Origin of the sequence: Curtobacterium sp. MCBD17_028, assembly GCF_003234875.1 — a bacterium.
In the GTDB taxonomy this organism is placed as follows: domain Bacteria; phylum Actinomycetota; class Actinomycetes; order Actinomycetales; family Microbacteriaceae; genus Curtobacterium.
Window position 1 is genome coordinate 205,145 of the sequence record NZ_QKTQ01000005.1, and the last position, 16,379, is coordinate 221,523.

20 protein-coding genes are annotated in these 16,379 nt (G+C 72.1%); 2 read left to right on the forward strand and 18 right to left on the reverse strand.

Annotated elements, in window-relative coordinates; all coding sequences use genetic code 11:
* Positions 1-106: 106 nt before the first annotated feature.
* The 4 genes from DEI86_RS08705 to DEI86_RS08720 are packed head-to-tail and all read right to left on the reverse strand — an operon-like array spanning position 107 to position 3,757.
* Complete coding sequence (locus DEI86_RS08705; RefSeq protein WP_181439739.1) at positions 107-1,066, reverse strand: 1,4-dihydroxy-2-naphthoate polyprenyltransferase; 960 nt, start codon at positions 1,064-1,066, stop codon at positions 107-109.
* A gap of 17 nt (positions 1,067-1,083) precedes the next feature.
* The gene (locus DEI86_RS08710; RefSeq protein ID WP_111049345.1) at positions 1,084-2,256 is read right to left on the reverse strand and encodes an AMP-binding protein; all 1,173 of its coding nucleotides are present in this window, start codon (positions 2,254-2,256) and stop codon (positions 1,084-1,086) included.
* A 37-nt stretch (positions 2,257-2,293) separates the two neighbouring features.
* Positions 2,294-3,223: a 1,4-dihydroxy-2-naphthoyl-CoA synthase gene (locus DEI86_RS08715; protein WP_111027033.1), complete on the reverse strand. Its 930-nt coding sequence runs from the start codon at positions 3,221-3,223 to the stop codon at positions 2,294-2,296.
* Positions 3,224-3,271: 48 nt separating this feature from the next.
* Complete coding sequence (locus tag DEI86_RS08720) at positions 3,272-3,757, reverse strand: hypothetical protein (protein ID WP_111048148.1); 486 nt, start codon at positions 3,755-3,757, stop codon at positions 3,272-3,274.
* Positions 3,758-3,896: 139 nt separating this feature from the next.
* Between DEI86_RS08720 and DEI86_RS08725 the strand changes: the two genes are divergently transcribed.
* Complete coding sequence (locus DEI86_RS08725; protein ID WP_258376492.1) at positions 3,897-4,904, forward strand: o-succinylbenzoate synthase; 1,008 nt, start codon at positions 3,897-3,899, stop codon at positions 4,902-4,904.
* Positions 4,905-4,931: 27 nt separating this feature from the next.
* On the opposite strand, the gene ccsB is transcribed toward DEI86_RS08725, so the two are convergent.
* The 8 genes from ccsB to DEI86_RS08765 form a co-directional block, all read right to left on the reverse strand.
* Complete coding sequence (ccsB, locus tag DEI86_RS08730) at positions 4,932-5,915, reverse strand: c-type cytochrome biogenesis protein CcsB (RefSeq protein ID WP_111049312.1); 984 nt, start codon at positions 5,913-5,915, stop codon at positions 4,932-4,934.
* Between the two features lie 103 nt (positions 5,916-6,018).
* Complete coding sequence (locus tag DEI86_RS08735; protein WP_111009419.1) at positions 6,019-6,366, reverse strand: ATP-dependent DNA ligase; 348 nt, start codon at positions 6,364-6,366, stop codon at positions 6,019-6,021.
* 3 nt (positions 6,367-6,369) lie between these two features.
* Positions 6,370-6,705 (reverse strand): hypothetical protein, encoded by a 336-nt coding sequence (locus DEI86_RS08740; RefSeq protein ID WP_111009418.1) that lies wholly within the window; start codon positions 6,703-6,705, stop codon positions 6,370-6,372.
* 101 nt (positions 6,706-6,806) lie between these two features.
* A complete protein-coding gene (locus DEI86_RS08745) occupies positions 6,807-8,555 on the reverse strand; it encodes a cytochrome c biogenesis protein ResB (protein ID WP_258376493.1) in 1,749 nt (582 codons plus the stop codon).
* Positions 8,556-8,625: 70 nt separating this feature from the next.
* A complete protein-coding gene (locus DEI86_RS08750; RefSeq protein WP_111009609.1) occupies positions 8,626-9,324 on the reverse strand; it encodes a cytochrome c biogenesis CcdA family protein in 699 nt (232 codons plus the stop codon).
* Positions 9,325-9,372: 48 nt separating this feature from the next.
* Entirely contained in the window at positions 9,373-10,020 is a 648-nt protein-coding gene (locus tag DEI86_RS08755; RefSeq protein WP_258368505.1) for a TlpA disulfide reductase family protein, read from the reverse strand.
* Positions 10,017-10,661 carry a histidine phosphatase family protein gene (locus DEI86_RS08760; protein ID WP_111013552.1) on the reverse strand — a complete coding sequence of 215 codons (645 nt, stop codon included), beginning with the start codon at positions 10,659-10,661 and terminating at the stop codon, positions 10,017-10,019. Before DEI86_RS08760 ends, DEI86_RS08755 begins: the two co-directional genes overlap by 4 nt.
* A gap of 103 nt (positions 10,662-10,764) precedes the next feature.
* Entirely contained in the window at positions 10,765-12,267 is a 1,503-nt protein-coding gene (locus tag DEI86_RS08765; RefSeq protein WP_111036823.1) for a SulP family inorganic anion transporter, read from the reverse strand.
* An 82-nt stretch (positions 12,268-12,349) separates the two neighbouring features.
* Between DEI86_RS08765 and aspS the strand changes: the two genes are divergently transcribed.
* Positions 12,350-13,693: an aspartate--tRNA(Asn) ligase gene (gene aspS, locus DEI86_RS08770; RefSeq protein ID WP_111049313.1), complete on the forward strand. Its 1,344-nt coding sequence runs from the start codon at positions 12,350-12,352 to the stop codon at positions 13,691-13,693.
* 86 nt (positions 13,694-13,779) lie between these two features.
* Here the strand turns inward: aspS and DEI86_RS16515 are convergent, their stop codons facing one another.
* The 6 genes from DEI86_RS16515 to proC all read right to left on the reverse strand — a co-directional run bounded on the left by DEI86_RS16515 (position 13,780) and on the right by proC (position 16,349).
* Entirely contained in the window at positions 13,780-14,073 is a 294-nt protein-coding gene (locus DEI86_RS16515) for a Dabb family protein (protein ID WP_181435326.1), read from the reverse strand.
* A complete protein-coding gene (locus tag DEI86_RS16520; protein WP_111009414.1) occupies positions 14,070-14,324 on the reverse strand; it encodes a glutaredoxin family protein in 255 nt (84 codons plus the stop codon). Before DEI86_RS16520 ends, DEI86_RS16515 begins: the two co-directional genes overlap by 4 nt.
* Before the next feature lie 80 nt (positions 14,325-14,404).
* Positions 14,405-14,503 carry a 30S ribosomal protein bS22 gene (locus DEI86_RS08785; protein ID WP_003792170.1) on the reverse strand — a complete coding sequence of 33 codons (99 nt, stop codon included), beginning with the start codon at positions 14,501-14,503 and terminating at the stop codon, positions 14,405-14,407.
* Between the two features lie 110 nt (positions 14,504-14,613).
* Complete coding sequence (locus DEI86_RS08790; protein ID WP_111009413.1) at positions 14,614-14,808, reverse strand: helix-turn-helix domain-containing protein; 195 nt, start codon at positions 14,806-14,808, stop codon at positions 14,614-14,616.
* Between the two features lie 120 nt (positions 14,809-14,928).
* Positions 14,929-15,447: a helix-turn-helix transcriptional regulator gene (locus DEI86_RS16975; RefSeq protein WP_111049314.1), complete on the reverse strand. Its 519-nt coding sequence runs from the start codon at positions 15,445-15,447 to the stop codon at positions 14,929-14,931.
* Between the two features lie 71 nt (positions 15,448-15,518).
* Complete coding sequence (proC, locus tag DEI86_RS08800; protein ID WP_111049315.1) at positions 15,519-16,349, reverse strand: pyrroline-5-carboxylate reductase; 831 nt, start codon at positions 16,347-16,349, stop codon at positions 15,519-15,521.
* Between the last annotated feature and the right edge of the window lie 30 nt (positions 16,350-16,379).

Below are 16,379 nucleotides of genomic sequence, written 5' to 3' on the forward strand. Positions count from 1 at the left end.
GCCTGATCCCGCCGGGGCCTGATCCCGCTGGAGCCCGGCCCCCGCTGCCGCAGACCTCCTGGCGGAGGCAGCCGCCCTGGCAGCGACGTCGCGATCGCTGTCCGCCCTAGGGCTGCAGCGCGAGCGCGATGCCGAGCACGATGCCGTACGCGAGCGCCGAGAACGACGACAGCTGCAGCGCCGTGATGAGCTCTCGCGGGCGGCTCGACGTCGCGCCGATGATCGCGGCCGGCAGCGCCAGGAGCAGCGTGAAGTACGTGTAGCCCGTGCGGAAGTACAGCACGACGAACCACACGAGCACGACGTACGGCAGGACGAGGAACAGGACGTACAGGGTCCGCGCGGCGCGGCTGCCGAGCACGACCGCCAGGGTGCGCTTGCCCGCCAGACGGTCCTCGTCGATGTCCCGGATGTTGTTGACCATGAGCACGGCGCATGCGAACAGCCCGGCGGCGACCGCCGCGGCCCAGGCATTCAGGGTCACGTGGTGGATCTGGACGAACTCGGTCCCGAGCACCGCGACGAGGCCGAAGAACACGAACACGAAGACCTCGCCGAGCGCGTTGTACCCGTACGGCCGCTTGCCACCCGTGTAGAACCACGCGGCCAGGATCGCCGCGGCGCCGACCGCCAGGAGCCACCAGAGCCCGGTGAGCACGACGATCACGACACCCGCGACCGCCGCGAGCCCGAAGAACGTCAGCGCGACGGTGAGCACCGTCCGCGGACGCGCTCTGCCGGAGCCCGTGAGCCGCGCCGGGCCGACGCGGTAGCGGTCGGTGCCGCGGACGCCGTCGGAGTAGTCGTTGCTGTAGTTCACCCCGATCTGCAGGAACAGGGCGACCGCGAGGCACAGCAGCGCGATGCCGAGGTCGTACCCACCGTCGACGTACGCGACGGCGGTCCCGAGCACGACCGGGACGACGCCGAGCGTGAGGGTGCGGAGCCGGGCGCCGCCGATCCAGTCGCGTGCGGTCGCCTTCTGGGGGCGCCCGACCGGTCGGCCACCGGGCCGTCCGGATCGGCGCTTCGACGTCGGTCGGGGTCCCTTGCCTCGTTGTGCCACGGCCACCGATCGTATCGTCAGGTGTCCATCGAGCCGCTGGGAGCGGCGTCGGCGGCGAGCCGCTGCACCGCGCGTCGGTCCGGCTTGCCCGTCGGGAGCATGGGCACGGCGTCGACCACCACGACGGCGGCCGGCCGGGCGGCACGACCGAGCACGGCGCCGACGCGCTCCCGGAGCACCGCGACGTCCACCGCGACGTCGGTCACGACGACGGGCACCTCGCCCCAGCGGTCGGAGGCGCGGCGGGTGACGACCGCGCCGGACTGACCCGGGGCCTCCCGGACGACCCGTTCGACCGCGCCGAGCGCGACCTTCTCGCCGCCGGAGATGACGACGTCGTCGAGGCGGCCGACCACACGCACCGTGCCGTCGGCCGCGATCTCGGCGGCGTCCGCGGTGCGGTACCAGCGGAGCCCGTCGCCCTCGACGAACGCGGCGGCGGTGCGCTCCGGGTCGTCCAGGTACCCCTCGGCGAGCATCGGACCGGACAGTTCGAGGCCGCCGTCGACGAGCCGCGTGCGGACCGGGCCGAGCGGGACACCGTCGTACACGCAGCCGCCGCTCGTCTCGCTCGCGCCGTAGGTGGTGACGATCCGGGCACCGGCGGCACGCGCGCGGTCGCGCAGCGCGATCGGGGTCGCCTGTCCCCCGACGAGCACCGCGTCGAGCCCGGCCAGCGCGGCGGTCGCACGGGCATCGTCGAGCACGCGTGCCAGCTGCGCCGGGACGAGCGACGTGTACCGGCGGTCGGCGTGCAGGCGGTCGACCGCGTCGGCGAACGCCGTCGGGTCGAAATGCCCGGGCGGCACGACGACGGGGCTGGTGCCCGCGGCGACGGAGCGGGTGAGGACGTTGAGACCGGCGATGTAGTGCGTCGGCAGCGCCAGCACCCAACCCCCCGGACCGCCGAGCGCCGCGTCCGCCGCCGCGGCGCCGGCCAACAGCGCCTCGGACGACAGCGCGACCCGCTTCGCGGCGCCGGTCGATCCGCTCGTCTCGACCACGAGGGCGACCCGACGCGGCACGACGGCGGGCGGTGTGGAGGACGTCGGGTCCGACGACGGCACCGACGCCGACCGGGGTGACGGCGTCCGCGGCAGGATCGCCGGGCCGCCGGACAGCGCGCACTCGAGCGCCCGCAGCACGTCGAACGGGTCGTCGGTGGGGACCGGGAGGAGCGGCCGCGTCATCGGCGTCGGCTCACCGCCGTCACGCCCCACCGATGCATCAGTAGTGCCACGGGTACGCGGTCCACTCCGGCGTGCGCTTCTCGAGGAACGCGTCGCGCCCCTCCACGGCCTCGTCCGAGGCGTACGCGAGCCGCGTGGCCTCGCCGGCGAACACCTGCTGCCCGACCAGGCCGTCGTCGACCGCGTTGAACGCGTACTTGAGCATCCGGATCGCGGTGGGTGACTTGCCGAGGATGGTCTCGCCCCACTCGATCGCGGTCCGCTCGAGGTCCGCGTGCGGGACCACGAGGTTCACCGCGCCCATCTCGTAGGCACGCTGGGCGCTGTACTCCCGGGCGAGGAAGAAGACCTCGCGCGCGGCCTTCTGGCCGATCTGCCGGGCGTAGTAGGCGCTGCCGTACCCGCCGTCGAACGAGCCGACGTCGGCGTCCGTCTGCTTGAACCGGCCGTGCTCCGCGCTCGCGATGGTCAGGTCGCACACCGCGTGCAGGGAGTGCCCACCGCCGGCCGCCCAACCGGACACGACCGCGATGACGACCTTCGGCATCATCCGGATGAGGCGCTGGACCTCGAGGATGTGCAGGCGGCCCATCGACGCCTGTGCCGCCGCCGGGTCCACGCCCTCGGGCGGGGCGCCCTCGTCGCCGACGTACTCGTAGCCACTGCGGCCGCGGATGCGCTGATCGCCACCCGAACAGAACGCCCAGCCCCCGTCCTTCGGGCTCGGTCCGTTGCCGGTCAGGAGCACGCAGCCGACGCGGGGGTCCTGCCGGGCGTCGTCGAGCGCGCGGTACAGCTCGTCGACGGTGCGCGGTCGGAACGCGTTCCGGACCTCGGGACGGTCGAAGGCGATGCGGACGATCCCGCCCGACACGTGCTTGTGGTACGTGATGTCCGTGAACGACGCGGCGATCGGCGCCGCGTCCCAGACGTCGGGATCGAAGGTGTCGGAGACGGGTGCAGCCATGCTCCGAGCCTATCCGGCGGCCCCGACCGGCTTCAGCCTCGGCCTCGGTCAGCTGCCGAACTGCGTGAGCACCTCGGGCGCCGCCACGACGAGGACGACCACGATGACGACGGGGTTCGCGGCGAACGCGATGAACACCGCCACGACGCCGTACCAGCGGCCGAGACCGCCCACCGCGGCGACGAACCCGAGCACCGCGGCGATCACGGTGAGGAACACCACCACGAAGCAGATCCCGCCCGCGAAGTCGACCTCGCCGCCCATGAAGACGGCGAACGCACTCGCGTCCACCGCCACACTCGCCACGGCCAGGGCCAGCCCGACCTTGCCGACGACCGGGCTCCGGCGGGCACGACTGGGCGGCCGGTCGATGTCGACCGTGTTCGTCCGCAGCAGCTGCGCGAACTCGTCGGACCGGTCGACGGCCCGCACCCCACGGCCGCCGTCGGGAGCGACACGACGCGTGGACGAGGCGGGTCGACGGCCTCCGGTGCGCTGCTGCGACTTCGGCGTCACCGGCTCTCCCCGCGTCATCTCCGACCGTTCCTGGTCGTTCCCGTCCCTGGTTCGCGCGACCCGGCGGCCGCTCGACCTGAGGATGCTAACGGCCGGAACTGGCGGTCGCCTCCGAGCCCACGGCGCGGCACCTGAGCGCGCCTGGGAGGATCGGGGGGTGACGACCGTGACTCCCCCACCCACCGCTCCGATCCCCTCGATCGACGAGCTCCTGGCCGCCGCGCACGTCGTGGCGCTGCCCATGCGTGTCCGGTTCCGCGGGATCACGGTGCGCCAGGCCATGCTGCTGCGTGGCCCCGAGGGCTGGACCGAGTTCTCGCCGTTCGTCGAGTACGACGACGCCGAGGCGGCCGCATGGCTCCGCGCCGCCGTCGACTTCGGCTGGCGACCGCATCGGGCGGACGCCGACACCGTGCCCGTCAACGCGACCGTGCCCGCCGTGCCCGCGGACGCGGTCCCCGACGTGCTCGCCCGCTACCCCGGGTGCCGGACGGCCAAGGTCAAGGTCGCGGAGCCGGGCACCGGCCTCGCCGACGACGTCGCCCGGGTCCGTGCGGTCCGGGCCGTGATGGGCGACGACGCCGCCGTGCGCGTCGACGCGAACGGACTGTGGTCGGTCGACGACGCCGCGCGGGCGCTCGAGGCCCTCGCGCCGTTCGGCCTGCAGTACGCCGAGCAGCCGTGCGCGACCGTGCCGGAACTCGCGGCGCTGCGACGGCGTCTCCAGGGGCTCGGCGTCGCGATCGCGGCCGACGAGAGCGTGCGCAAGGCAGAGGACCCGCTCGCCGTCGCGCGCGCGGGTGCCGCGGACGTCCTCGTCGTCAAGGCGCAGCCCCTCGGAGGGATCACCGCGGCGGGGCGCGTCGTCGCCGAGGCCGGGCTGCCGTGCGTCGTCTCGAGCGCGCTCGACACGTCCGTCGGGATCAGCATGGGCGCGCACCTCGCCGCAGCGGTGGCGGCTGACGGGTTCGCCTCGGGACTCGGCACCGCCGCGATGTTCCGGGGCGACGTCACGGCCCGGCCGATCCTGCCGCAGGACGGGAGGATCGCGGTCCGTCGCGTCGACGTCGCGCCGGACCTGCTGGAGCGCCACGCAGCCGCGCCCGACCGCCGCTCCTGGTGGATCGAACGGCTGCGTCGGACGCACGCAGTCCTCACCGCGTGACGGGACGGGCAGGCGTCCCGCGCTGCCTCACAGTCCGGAGTAGCTGTGCAGCCCCTTGAAGAACAGGTTGACGACCGAGAAGTTGAACATCACGGCCGCGAAGCCGATGAGGGCCAGCCAGGACGACCGCGCGCCCCGCCAACCACGGGTCGCACGCGCGTGGATGTACCCGGCGTAGATCACCCAGATGATGAAGGTCCAGACCTCCTTGGTGTCCCACCCCCAGTAGCGGCCCCAGGCACGCTCGGCCCAGATCGCGCCCGCGATGAGGGTGAAGGTCCAGAGCACGAACCCGACGAGCAGCACGCGGTAGGTCATGACCTCGAGCCGGTCGGCGTCGGGGAGGGTCTCCATGAAGCGGAGCTGCTTGACGTCGCCGCCACGGCCCTGCCGGTAGGTCTGCACGAGCTGCGACACCGCGAGCCCGGCGCCGAGGGCGAAGAAGCCGGTGCCGCAGATCGCCACGAACACGTGGAGGACGAGCCAGTACGACTGCAGCGCCGGCGGGAGCGGCACGACGTCGACGTAGAAGTTGACGGTCGCGATGCCGAGCAGGATCAGGACGAGTCCGCTGACGAACACGCCGAGGAACTTCAGGTTCTGCCAGAACTGCACGGCGAGGAAGATCGCGACGATGATCCCGGTGCCGGTGAGCGAGAACTCGAACATGTTCGCCCACGGCACGCGGTGCGCGGCGACACCGCGGAGCACGATCGACCCGACGTGGATCACGAGCCCGAGCACCATCATCGCCATGCCGACGCGCTCGAAGCGGCTGCCCGACCGGGGCCGGTCGACCGGCGCCCCGACCCGCTCGAGCACGACCGTGCCGCCCTGGACCGTCGCGACCGTCCGCGCCTCGGCCCGCTGTTCCTGCCGCGCCGAGCGCTCGAGCTGCACGTCCCCGGACCGCTTGGCGACGTCGAGGATGAACGAGATGAACGCGATGAGGTACACGGCCATCGCCGAGTACACGAGGACGACCGAGTACTGCGCGAGGTCCGAGGTCATGTCGTTCACGCCCTGATGGTACCGCGCGCCCCTGACCCTGCCGGGGCCGGGGCGGTCGAGCGGCCGCAGTCTGAGCGGATCCGCACCGCGGGCGTCCCCCGGTTCACACCGCTCCGGTCGACAGCTCGGGCCGCCGCGTCTGCGCCTCGCCCTCCGGGGGTTCCGCGAGCAGGTACAGGCCCGTCCCGCTGCCCGCCGCGTCGTCGAGTGCCGCGATCCACGCCCGGTTGAGGCGCGGAGGTCGGCCCCCGATGAACTTGAAGTGCAGCTCGCAGTACGGGTGCAACCAGATCGTGGTGCGGCCGTCGCCGACGCGGACGTCGTCCTTCCACGAGAACGCGAAGCTGTCCCCGCGTCGCAGCCGGTTCACGATCACGACCTGCAGGTGCGCGAGCGTGCGGTCCTCGATCTCCATCCCGAGGCGCATCGCGCCGTACGTCAGATGTCCCATCGCTCAGACCTCCTCGTCGCCCGGGGCGACGATGTCCTCGAGTCGTGTCGTGATGGGCTGCGGCTCGCGCAGGAGCATGATCCGCCGGCGGATCTCCGTCACCGTCTCGTCGTCGACGAGTTCCTCGCCGTCCGCGTCCGGGACGTCCGAGAGCACGATCTCGCTCGCCGGCCCGACGAGGAGCGACACGTGCACCACCGACCCGTCGGCGGCTCGGGCCGGGATCCGCACGGGCTCCGCCGTGGCCTGGTGCGCCAGCTCGGCCGCGTAGTCCACGACGGCATCGGCGATGGCGTCCCCCGTCAGCACGTGGGCGTCGCTGTAGTCGATCGAACGCATCGGGCCTCCTCCCGGTCGATGCAACCAGGACCCGCCCGTGCGCCGGTACGGGCTGAGCACGACCCGCACCGCCGGCGTCCCGATCGGGACGCCAGCGCGCGTCAGGTCAGCGAGGCCGCCGCCGTCGGCGCCACCCCGAGCCCGGCCGTGTGCCGCTCGGCGATCTCGTCCACCGCGCGCTCGAGGTTCGGGTCCTCGCCGCGCGCCAGACCGGCGTACTCGAGGTCGAAGCCGTCCTCGCCGGGGCGGCCGACGGCCTTGACCCACACCCGCCGACGCGGCACGAACAGCGAGGTGAGGAGTCCGGCGACCGCGAGGATCGCGAACCCGGCGACCCACAGCTGCGAGGCGTCGTGGTGGACGTCGAGCGAGACGTACCGCTTGACGCCGTTGAAGGTGATCGAGCCGGTGCCGTCGGGCAGTCGCTTCGTCTGGCCCGGCTCGAGCTCGATCGCGCCGTGCGCCGCCGTCGTCCCCGCGATCTGCCGCAGCCCCTTCGTCGAGAGCTGGTACACGGAGCGCGGGACGCCGTCGTCGAGGCCGAGGTCGCCCGTGTAGACCTGCAGGCTCAGCAGCGGGTTCTCGGTGTCCGGGTAGTTCGACGTGTAGGCGCCCGTCGCCTGCTTGACCGCAGTGGGGTAGAAGAACCCGACCATGCCGAGCTGGTCCGGCTGCGCGTCCGGGACCTTGACCACGCCGAGCGAGGTGTAGTTCGTGTCCTGCGGCAGGAACGGGACCACGTCCTCGAACGCCACGTGCCCGTCGCCGTCGCGCACGGTGACGTCCATCGCGTACCCGTTGCCGAGCAGGTACACGTTCGTCCCACCGATCGACAACGGGTCGTTCACCTTGATGGTGCGCTTGGTCGCCGCACCGCCCTTGGTCCGGGCGGTCACGACGGCCTTGTAGTCCGTCGCCTGACCGAGCGCGTTGAGGTTCTTCTGCTCGTACGTCGTCGTGAAGTCGTCGAGCGTCAGGTTGTAGCCGTGCAGCTGCGACTGGCTGAACCAGCGCCCCGGGTTGAACGAGTCGTACGAGCCGAGCACGTTCGAGAACGTCTGGCCCTCGACGAGGAGCCGCTGCCCCGTGTAGCTGAACCCGCCACCGATGCCGACCGCGAGCAGGACACCGACGAGCGCGGTGTGGAACACGAGGTTCCCGGTCTCGCGCAGGTAGCCGCGCTCGGCGCTCACCGAGTCACCGAAGCGCTCCACCCGGTAGCCGGACCGCTTGAGGAGCGTCATCGCGCTCGTCACGGCGGTCTCGGCGGTCGGGAGGGCCGGAGCCGGGCCCGTCGCGGACCCCTCACCTGTGACCGTGGTCGGGTCGACCGCGATGCGCTGGTACCCGGCGAGGCGCCCGAGGCGGACCGGCGTGCGGGGCGGGCGGGTTCGGAGGGCCTGCCAGTGGTGGCGTGTCCGCGGGATGATGCAGCCGATCAGGGACACGAACAGCAGGAGGTAGATCGCAGAGAACCACACCGAGGTGTAGGTGTCGAACACCTGCAGCTTGTCGAGGACCGGGTACAACGTCGGGTGGTCGACCTGGTACTGCGTCACGCCGTTCGGGTCGGCCGTGCGCTGCGGCACGAGCGACCCGGGGATCGCGGCGAGCGCGAGCAGCATGAGCAGGAACAGCGCCGTGCGCATGCTCGTCAGCTGGCGCCAGAAGAACCGGACGTAGCCGAGGAACGACAGCGCCGGCTGGTTCACCCCGCCGTCGTCGCCGCCCCCACCGCCACCGCCGCCGGTACCGCCACCACCGGTGCCGCCCGACGTGGGAGCGGCGTCGACGTGGTCGGACGGGCGCATCGGGTCGCCGACGATCGTCGTGCCGTCGGCTTCGTCCATGCCGGTGGAGGCAGCCGTGGACGTGCGGTCCGTGACCGGAACCGCTGCGGCGATCCGGTCCTCCCGGGTGTCAGACGAGCGGGACATAGCTCTGGATCACCGCCCCGACGCTCGACATGATGGCCGACCAGAGTCCGGTGACCATGAGCAGACCGATGACGATCAGGATCGCTCCTCCGATGACGTTGACGAGGCGGATGTGGCGCCGGACCGTGCGGAGGGCGCTCGACGCCCACCCGGCGCCGAGCGCGACGAGCAGGAACGGGATGCCGAGTCCGATGCAGTAGGCGACGCCGAGCCACATGCCCTGCCACGCGCTGCCGGCCTGCACGCTGAGCAGGTTGATCGCGGCGAGCGTCGGGCCGAGGCACGGGGTCCAGCCGAGGCCGAACACGACGCCGAGCAGCGGCGCCCCGACGAGGCCCGTGGCGGGCGACCAGGACGGCTTGACGGTGCGCTGCAGGAACGTGAACCGGCCGACGAACACCAACCCCATGGCGATGACGACGACCCCGAGCACCTGGGTGATGAGGTCGCGCCAGCGCACGAGCCAGAAGCCGAGCGCGCCGAACACGGTCGTGTACGCGACGAAGACGACCGTGAACCCGAGCACGAAGAACAGGACGCCGAGCAGGACGCGGCCACGACGTCGCCCGACCTCGGTGACGCCACCGACGTACCCGAGGTACCCGGGCACGAGCGGCAGCACGCAGGGCGACAGGAACGACACCAACCCGGCGAGCGCCGCGACGGGCAGTGCGACGGCCATCTGACCGCTGAGGATCGCGTCGGAGAAGGGGTTGCCGCCGGTCACGGGTCAGGCGTTCCCGTTGAGCTCGTCGCTCACGAGGGTGTCGATGATGCTCGACGAGTCGACCGCACCGAGGACGCGCGCGGCGACGCGTCCCTGCTTGTCGAGCACGATCGTGGTGGGGACGGAGTTCGGGGCGATCGTGCCCGAGAGGGCGAGCTGCATGGTCCCGTGGTCAGCGTCGAGGACCGAGCCGTACGCCGTCCGGAAGGTGCGCTCGAACGCCTGGGCGGTCGGCTTCCGGTCGCGCACGTTGACCCCGACGAACGCGACGTCCTTGCCCTGGAACGTCCCGTACGACTGGTTGAGGTACTTCGCCTCGGCGCGACAGGGCGGGCACCCGGCGTACCAGAAGTTGAGGACGACGACCTTGCCCTTGAGCGCGGCACTCGACACGTGGTCGCCGTCGTCGGTGGTGGCCGAGAAGGTCACGGGCGCGCTCCGCTTGTCGGCGGCGACCTCGGTCACCGCACCGTCGCCGGAGATGTAGTTCTGCGTGGTGCCCTTGCCGTACTGGTTCGTCAACTGGTCGTTCGAGCTCGACGAGCAGCCTGCGAGCGCGAGGGCCGCGACCACGGCACCGGTGATCGCGACGGCGAGGCGGGCGCGGGTCGAACGGCGCCGCGGTTGGACGGTCGTGCTGGTGGTGATCACACTGCTCCCATGTCGACGGCTCCGGCCCGGAGCGGACCCGCGGGATCGGCGTAGCCGACCTCGACGAAGCGCCCGCCACGGCGTTCCACGCTCGTGATGCTCGACAGCGCGCACCGACGGGCACGCGGGTCGTGCCAGAGGTGCTCGCCGGCCAGCCGGCGGTGCACCGTCCAGATCGGGAGCTGGTGGCTCACGAGGACGACGTCACCCCCGTCGATGCTCCCCCACGCGGTCTCGAGCGCGGCCGTCATGCGGTTCGCGATCGACGCGTAGGCCTCGCCCCAACTCGGCCGCAACGGGTTGGCGATCCACGGCCACTCCGTCGGCCGGGCGACCGACCGCCGCGTGAAGCCGGGCGGCTGGCCCTCGTAGCGGTTCGTCGGCTCGATGAGCCGCTCGTCGAGCCGGACGTCGAGGTCGTACGCCTCGGCCCACGGCGCGGCCGACTCCTGCGTCCGCTGCAGGGGCGATGCGACGACCGCACGGACGTCCACACCGGCGTCGACGAACGACCGCGCGGCGGCCTCGGCCATGCGTCGGCCGAGCTCGCTCAGCCGGAACCCCGGCAGGCGTCCGTACAGGACGCCATCGGGGTTGTGGACCTCGCCGTGACGAACGAGGTGCAAGCGGGTCGCGGGCATGGCCTCCAGTGTAGGTCGGGCGGCGCGTCCACCTCCCACCCAGTTCCCGCACGGGTATGCGGAACCGCTCAGCAGCGGCGTCCGGGAGGCTCGGGCGGGCCCGTCAGGACAGGTGGCCCGACAACCGCGTGTGGATCCGCAGCGACCGGGTGTCGAGCCCCACCACCTCGACGGTCGCACCGTGCATCGCGTACCGCTGCTCGATCGCGTCCAGCGCGGCGACCGTCGACGCGTCCCACACCTGGGCGCCGGCGAGGTCGATCTCCACCCGCGCCGGGTCCTCGGCGTACGAGAACCGCGTGGGCAGATCGCTCGACGAGGCGAAGAAGAGCGCGCCGTGCACGCGGTAGCGGACGAGGTCGCCACGGACCTCCCGCTCGACGGACACGACGTGGGCGACCCTCCGGGCGAACACGAGCGCGGACACGACGACGCCGATGAGCACTCCGGTGGCGAGGTTGTCGGTGAACACGACGACCACGACCGTGATCACCATGACGCCCGTCTCCCCGAGCGGCATCCGGCGGAGGGTCCGCGGACGGACGCTGTGCCAGTCGAACGTCGCGACGCACACCATGACCATGACGGCGGTGAGCGCCGCCATCGGGATCTCGGCGACCACCCCGCGCAGGGTCACCGTCAGCACGAGCACCGAGACGCCGGCGACGAAGGTCGAGACGCGGGTCCGCGCCCCGGCCGTCTTCACGTTGATGACCGTCTGGCCGATCATCGCGCAGCCGCCCGTGCCGCCGAAGAACGCACTGACGACGTTGGCGATGCCCTGCCCCCACGACTCGCGCCACCCGCTCGACCGGGTGTCCGTGAGCGCGTCGACGAGCTGTGCGGTGAGCAGGGTCTCGATGAGCCCCACGACCGCCATGCCGAAGGCCGTCGGGGCGATGATCCGCAGCGTCTCGAGGTCGAGCGGCACACGGATCCCGGCGAAGGTCGGCAGCGACGACGGCAGCGCGCCCTTGTCCCCGACCGTCGGGACGTCGACGTGGAACAGCAACGTGAGCGCGGTGACCACGATCACCGCGATGAGCGGGGCGGGCACCGCCTTCGTCAGGAGCGGGAACGCGATGATGATCGCGATGCCGAGCGCCGTGAGCGGCCAGACGACGAACGGCACGCCACGACCGAACAGGTTCGGCAGCTGTGCGGTGAGGATGAGGATCGCGAGCGCGTTGACGAACGCGACGTTGACGCTCCGCGGGATGAACCGCATGAGACGAGCGACGCCGAGGAAGCCGAGCACGAGCTGGAACACACCGCCGAGGACGATCGTCGGCACGAGGTACGCGATGCCGTGGTCCCGGATGAGCGGCGCGACGACCAGCGCCACGGATCCGGCCGCCGCGGAGACCATGGCAGGACGACCGCCGACGAACGCGATCACGACCGCGATGACGAACGACGAGAACAGGCCGACCGCCGGGTCGACCCCGGCGACGATCGAGAACGAGATCGCCTCGGGGATCAGGGCGAGCGCCGTCACGACGCCAGCGAGCACCTCGCGCGTGAGCAAGCGCGGCGACCGCAGCGCCTGCAGCACGGAGTGGGCGACGGGTGCCGACGGACCGGACTGGACAGCTGCGGAGGTCATCGGCGACCACCTTACGGGCGGGCGTGAGCGCTCACCACGGCGTCCGACGCGGGACGGGGGCCGCCCGCTAGACTCGACCCCCGTGATCGAACGCACCCGCATCGCCGACCTCGCCGCACTCCCCGACGGTCCCGTGACCGTCGGCGGATGGGTCGAGACCGTCCGTGACCAGAAGAAGGTGCAGTTCGTCGTACTGCGCGACGAGACGGGCGCCGTCCAGCTCGTCAACCCCGCCGTCCGTGCCGTCGACGACGACGCCGACGACAGCGCACGTGCGGCGCTGACCACGACCGAGACGATCTCCGGGCTCGCGCACGGGACCTTCCTGGTGGCCCAGGGCACGCTCAAGCACGACGAGCGCGTCAAGCTCGGTGGCATCGAGGTCAAGATCGACCGCCTCGACGTCGTGACCGCCGCGCTCCCCGAGACGCCGATCGCCGATGACTCCTCGCTCGACAAGCGCCTCGACTGGCGGTTCCTCGACCTCCGGAACCGCAAACAGAACCTCGTGTTCCGGATCCAGACGACCCTCGAGCACGCGTTCCGGACCTACTGGGTCGAGCGCGACTTCATCGAGATCCACACGCCGAAGCTCATGGCGTCCGCGTCCGAGTCCCGCGCCGAGCTGTTCGAGCTGCCGTACTTCGACACGACGGCGTACCTGGCGCAGAGCCCGCAGAACTTCAAGCAGATGGCGCAGCCGGCCGGATTCGGCGCGGTGTTCGAGATCGCGGACGCGTTCCGGGCCGACCCGTCGTTCACCTCCCGGCACGCGACGGAGTTCACCAGCGTCGACGCCGAGATGAGTTGGGTCGAGTCCCACGAGGACGTCATGGCCATGCACGAGGAGCTCCTCGTCGCCGGCATCACCGCCGTGCAGGCGAAGTACGGCAAGGAGATCAACGAGGTCTTCGGCTTCGAGCTCCAGGTCCCCACCGCGCCGTTCCCGCGCATCCCGCTCGCCGAGGCCCGCCGGATCGTCGCGGAGGGCGGCTACGAGATCCCCCGCGCCGACGGCGACCTCGACCCCGAGGGCGAGCGCCGGATCTCGGCGTACGCCAAGGAGCAGTTCGGCTCGGACTTCGTGTTCGTCACCGACTACGACGCCACGATCCGGCCCTACTACCACATGCGTCACGAGGACGACCCGACGCTCACGAAGAGCTACGACCTCATCTACAACGGCACCGAGATCTCCACGGGCGCCCAGCGCGAGCACCGCGTCGACGTCCTGACGCAGCAGGCGGTCGAGAAGGGCCTGGACCCCGCCGAGCTCGAGTGGTACCTCGACTTCTTCCGCTACGGCGTCCCCCCGCACGGTGGCTTCGGCATGGGCCTGGCCCGGGTGCTCATGCTCATGCTCGGCCAGTCGTCGATCCGCGAGGTCACGTACCTGTTCCGCGGTCCCACCCGCCTGCTCCCGTAGCGGTTCCCGACCGCACACAGGAGGCGCTGCTCCCCACCGGGGCAGCGCCTCCCGCGTGTGCGGCAGCGACGGCCGGGAGCCGCGGCTCAGGCCTCCCAGTCGATGGCGGTCCGCCCCGTGACCATCCCGCGGACGGTGTCGGCGGCGGCCTGGTGCTCGGGGTGGACCTGGTAGGCCTCGAGCCCGGCGAGGTCGTCGAACGTGGCGACCACCGCGACGTCCGCGTTGCTGCCGGGGTACGCCACGTTGTCGACCACGCGGATGGAGCGGATCGACGGCACGACGCCGTCGAGGGCTTCGAGCACGGCGCGGATGTGGGCGATCGCCTCGTGACGGACGACGTCGTCGCGCAAGCGCCAGGCGACGACGTGGTGGATCACGCGCGGGCCTCGGCCGCGGCGAGCGCACGCTCGAACCGCTCGGCGTCGACGCGCCAGGTGCTGTGGACCCGGCCGTCGACGATGACCACGGGGATGTCCTCCGCGTACTCCTCGCGCAGGGCGTCGTCCTGGAGGATGTCCCGCTCCTCGAACACGACGTCGGGGTGGGCGTCGAGCACGGAGCGGACGATCGGACGGGCGTCGTCGCACAGGTGGCATCCGGGCTTGGTCAGGAGCGTCACGGTGGGCACCCGTCCAGCGTAGTGCGGAGACGACGAAGCCCCGGCCGGTGATCGGTCGGGGCTCTCGTGGTGAGCAGGTCCGGCAGGACCTACTTCTTGTTGCGACGCTGGTGGCGCGTCTTGCGCAGCAGCTTGCGGTGCTTCTTCTTCGCCATGCGCTTGCGGCGCTTCTTGATGACAGAACCCATACGGCCCTCCTACGGCTGATGTGGACACCGGGTCGGAGACCGCGGAAAAATACCTCGTGCGACATTACCGGAGCCGACCGGCGTTGTCGAACGGCGTGGGCGTGGCGCGCTCAACCGACGTCGGCGACACCACCGCGGAGCATCTCCGCGACGGCGGACTCCGGGACCCGGAACGACCGGCCGAAGCGGATGGCGGGGAGCTCCCCCGCGTGCACCATGCGGTAGACCGTCATCTTCGAGACGCGCATCATCTCAGCGACCTCAGCGACCGTGAGGAACCGCACGTCGTCGAAGTTGCCGGCCATGCTCTGCCTTCAGGAGGGGCCCGGCGCCTCCGGACCATGGTGTGACCTGCGTGGTCTCTGGCAACCATAGGGGCGGCCGTGGCGCGGTGTCCAGCCCGCCCGCTGCCCCGGGAACGGGGGTCAGTCGTCGTCCTCGCCGGCACGCCGCTGGAGCCGACGCCGCACCGGGTCCACCACGCGCTCCCAGCCCGTCTGCGCCCCCGAGATCGCCGTCGTGGCGCGGAAGGACGCCTCGGCCATCACCCGTCCGAGTTCGGTGCCGACGTCCACCCGAGACCGTCCCGCGGCGCCGCGGCGCACCGACACGGGGCGGCCGTCGGGGGTCCACGCCGTGGTCGCCGGGACCTCCTCGGCAGCGACGACACCGGTGAACGGTGCGAGCCATTCCTCGACGCCGACGAGGGGCTCCGGGTCGAGGCGGTAGTAGCGGTGCTGGCCCTCGTCGCGCGTGCACACCAGGCCGGCGTCGCGGAGCACCCGGAGGTGTTTCGACACCGTCGGTTGGCTGATCCCGAGGCGCGTGACGAGCGCACCCACGCTGAGTTCGCCGACGGACCCGGCCGCGCCGTACTCCTCGAGCAGGGTTGCGAGCAGTCGGCGCCGCGTGGGGTCCGCGATCACGCCGAAGATGTCGGGCATGCGCTCAGGGTAACGGGGCGCGCGCGGCGAGGGCCATCCGGACGCCCTCGGGGTGCCCCAGGGCGCGTGCGTCAGAGCGCGGCGAGCTCCGCGGCTCGGGCGATGGCGGCATCGGCGGCACGGCGGAGGGTCCCCTCGAGGTCCGCGTCCTCGAGGACCGCGATCGCCCGCTCGGTCGTGCCCTTCGGACTCGTCACCGCGCGCCGGAGGGCCTCGGGGCCGTCGTCCGACGTGGCGAGGAGCTCGACCGCGCCGCGGAGCGTGCCCTCGACCATGACCCGCGCCTGCTCGCGGTCGAACCCGAGCGACTCGGCCGCACGCCGCCACTGTTCGACGAGCAGGAACACGTAGGCGGGCCCGGATCCGGACACCGCGCTGAGGGCGTCGAGCTGGGCCTCGGGGACCTCGAGCACGTCGCCCGAGACCGCGAAGAGGGACGAAGCGAGCGCGACCGCCGCCGCGTCGGCGCGACTGCCCCCGCTGACCCCGGTGACACCGCGGCCGACGCGCACGGGGGTGTTCGGCAGCGCCCGGACGACCCGCACGCCCTCCGGCACCAGGGACTCCATCGTCACACTCGTCACCCCGACGGCGACACTCACCACCACCGCGTCCGGCTCGAGGTCGGCCCGCACCTCGCGCAGCAGGTCGGCGACGAGGAACGGCTTGACCCCGACGACGACGAGCCCCGCCCCGCGCACGGCGCGCCGGTTCGCCTCCGGGTCGGTCTCCACGGCGACGGCGGCGAGGCCCCGGACGCGGAGCGCCTCGGCGGACCGCTCCGACCGGTTCGTGACGGCGAAGCGATCCGCGGGGACGCCTGCGGCGAGCAGGCCGTCCAGGACCGCTCCCGACATGGATCCGACGCCGAGCATCGCGGTACGTGGCAGATCGAGGACCATCCGGCCATCCTAGGATCTGACCGACCACAC

Coding starts and splice junctions, on each gene's coding strand:
- DEI86_RS08710 (WP_111049345.1), bottom strand. CDS start 2,256: ATGACGCGGCCGCTCCTCCCGGTCCCCACCGACGACCCGTTCGACGTG.
- DEI86_RS08715 (WP_111027033.1), bottom strand. CDS start 3,223: ATGGCTGCACCCGTCTCCGACACCTTCGATCCCGACGTCTGGGACGCG.
- DEI86_RS08720 (WP_111048148.1), bottom strand. CDS start 3,757: ATGACGCGGGGAGAGCCGGTGACGCCGAAGTCGCAGCAGCGCACCGGA.
- ccsB (WP_111049312.1), bottom strand. CDS start 5,915: ATGACCTCGGACCTCGCGCAGTACTCGGTCGTCCTCGTGTACTCGGCG.
- DEI86_RS08735 (WP_111009419.1), bottom strand. CDS start 6,366: ATGGGACATCTGACGTACGGCGCGATGCGCCTCGGGATGGAGATCGAG.
- DEI86_RS08740 (WP_111009418.1), bottom strand. CDS start 6,705: ATGCGTTCGATCGACTACAGCGACGCCCACGTGCTGACGGGGGACGCC.
- DEI86_RS08745 (WP_258376493.1), bottom strand. CDS start 8,555: ATGGACGAAGCCGACGGCACGACGATCGTCGGCGACCCGATGCGCCCG.
- DEI86_RS08750 (WP_111009609.1), bottom strand. CDS start 9,324: ATGGCCGTCGCACTGCCCGTCGCGGCGCTCGCCGGGTTGGTGTCGTTC.
- DEI86_RS08760 (WP_111013552.1), bottom strand. CDS start 10,661: ATGCCCGCGACCCGCTTGCACCTCGTTCGTCACGGCGAGGTCCACAAC.
- DEI86_RS08765 (WP_111036823.1), bottom strand. CDS start 12,267: ATGACCTCCGCAGCTGTCCAGTCCGGTCCGTCGGCACCCGTCGCCCAC.
- DEI86_RS08785 (WP_003792170.1), bottom strand. CDS start 14,503: ATGGGTTCTGTCATCAAGAAGCGCCGCAAGCGCATGGCGAAGAAGAAG.
- DEI86_RS08790 (WP_111009413.1), bottom strand. CDS start 14,808: ATGGCCGGCAACTTCGACGACGTGCGGTTCCTCACGGTCGCTGAGGTC.
- DEI86_RS16975 (WP_111049314.1), bottom strand. CDS start 15,447: ATGCCCGACATCTTCGGCGTGATCGCGGACCCCACGCGGCGCCGACTG.
- proC (WP_111049315.1), bottom strand. CDS start 16,349: ATGGTCCTCGATCTGCCACGTACCGCGATGCTCGGCGTCGGATCCATG.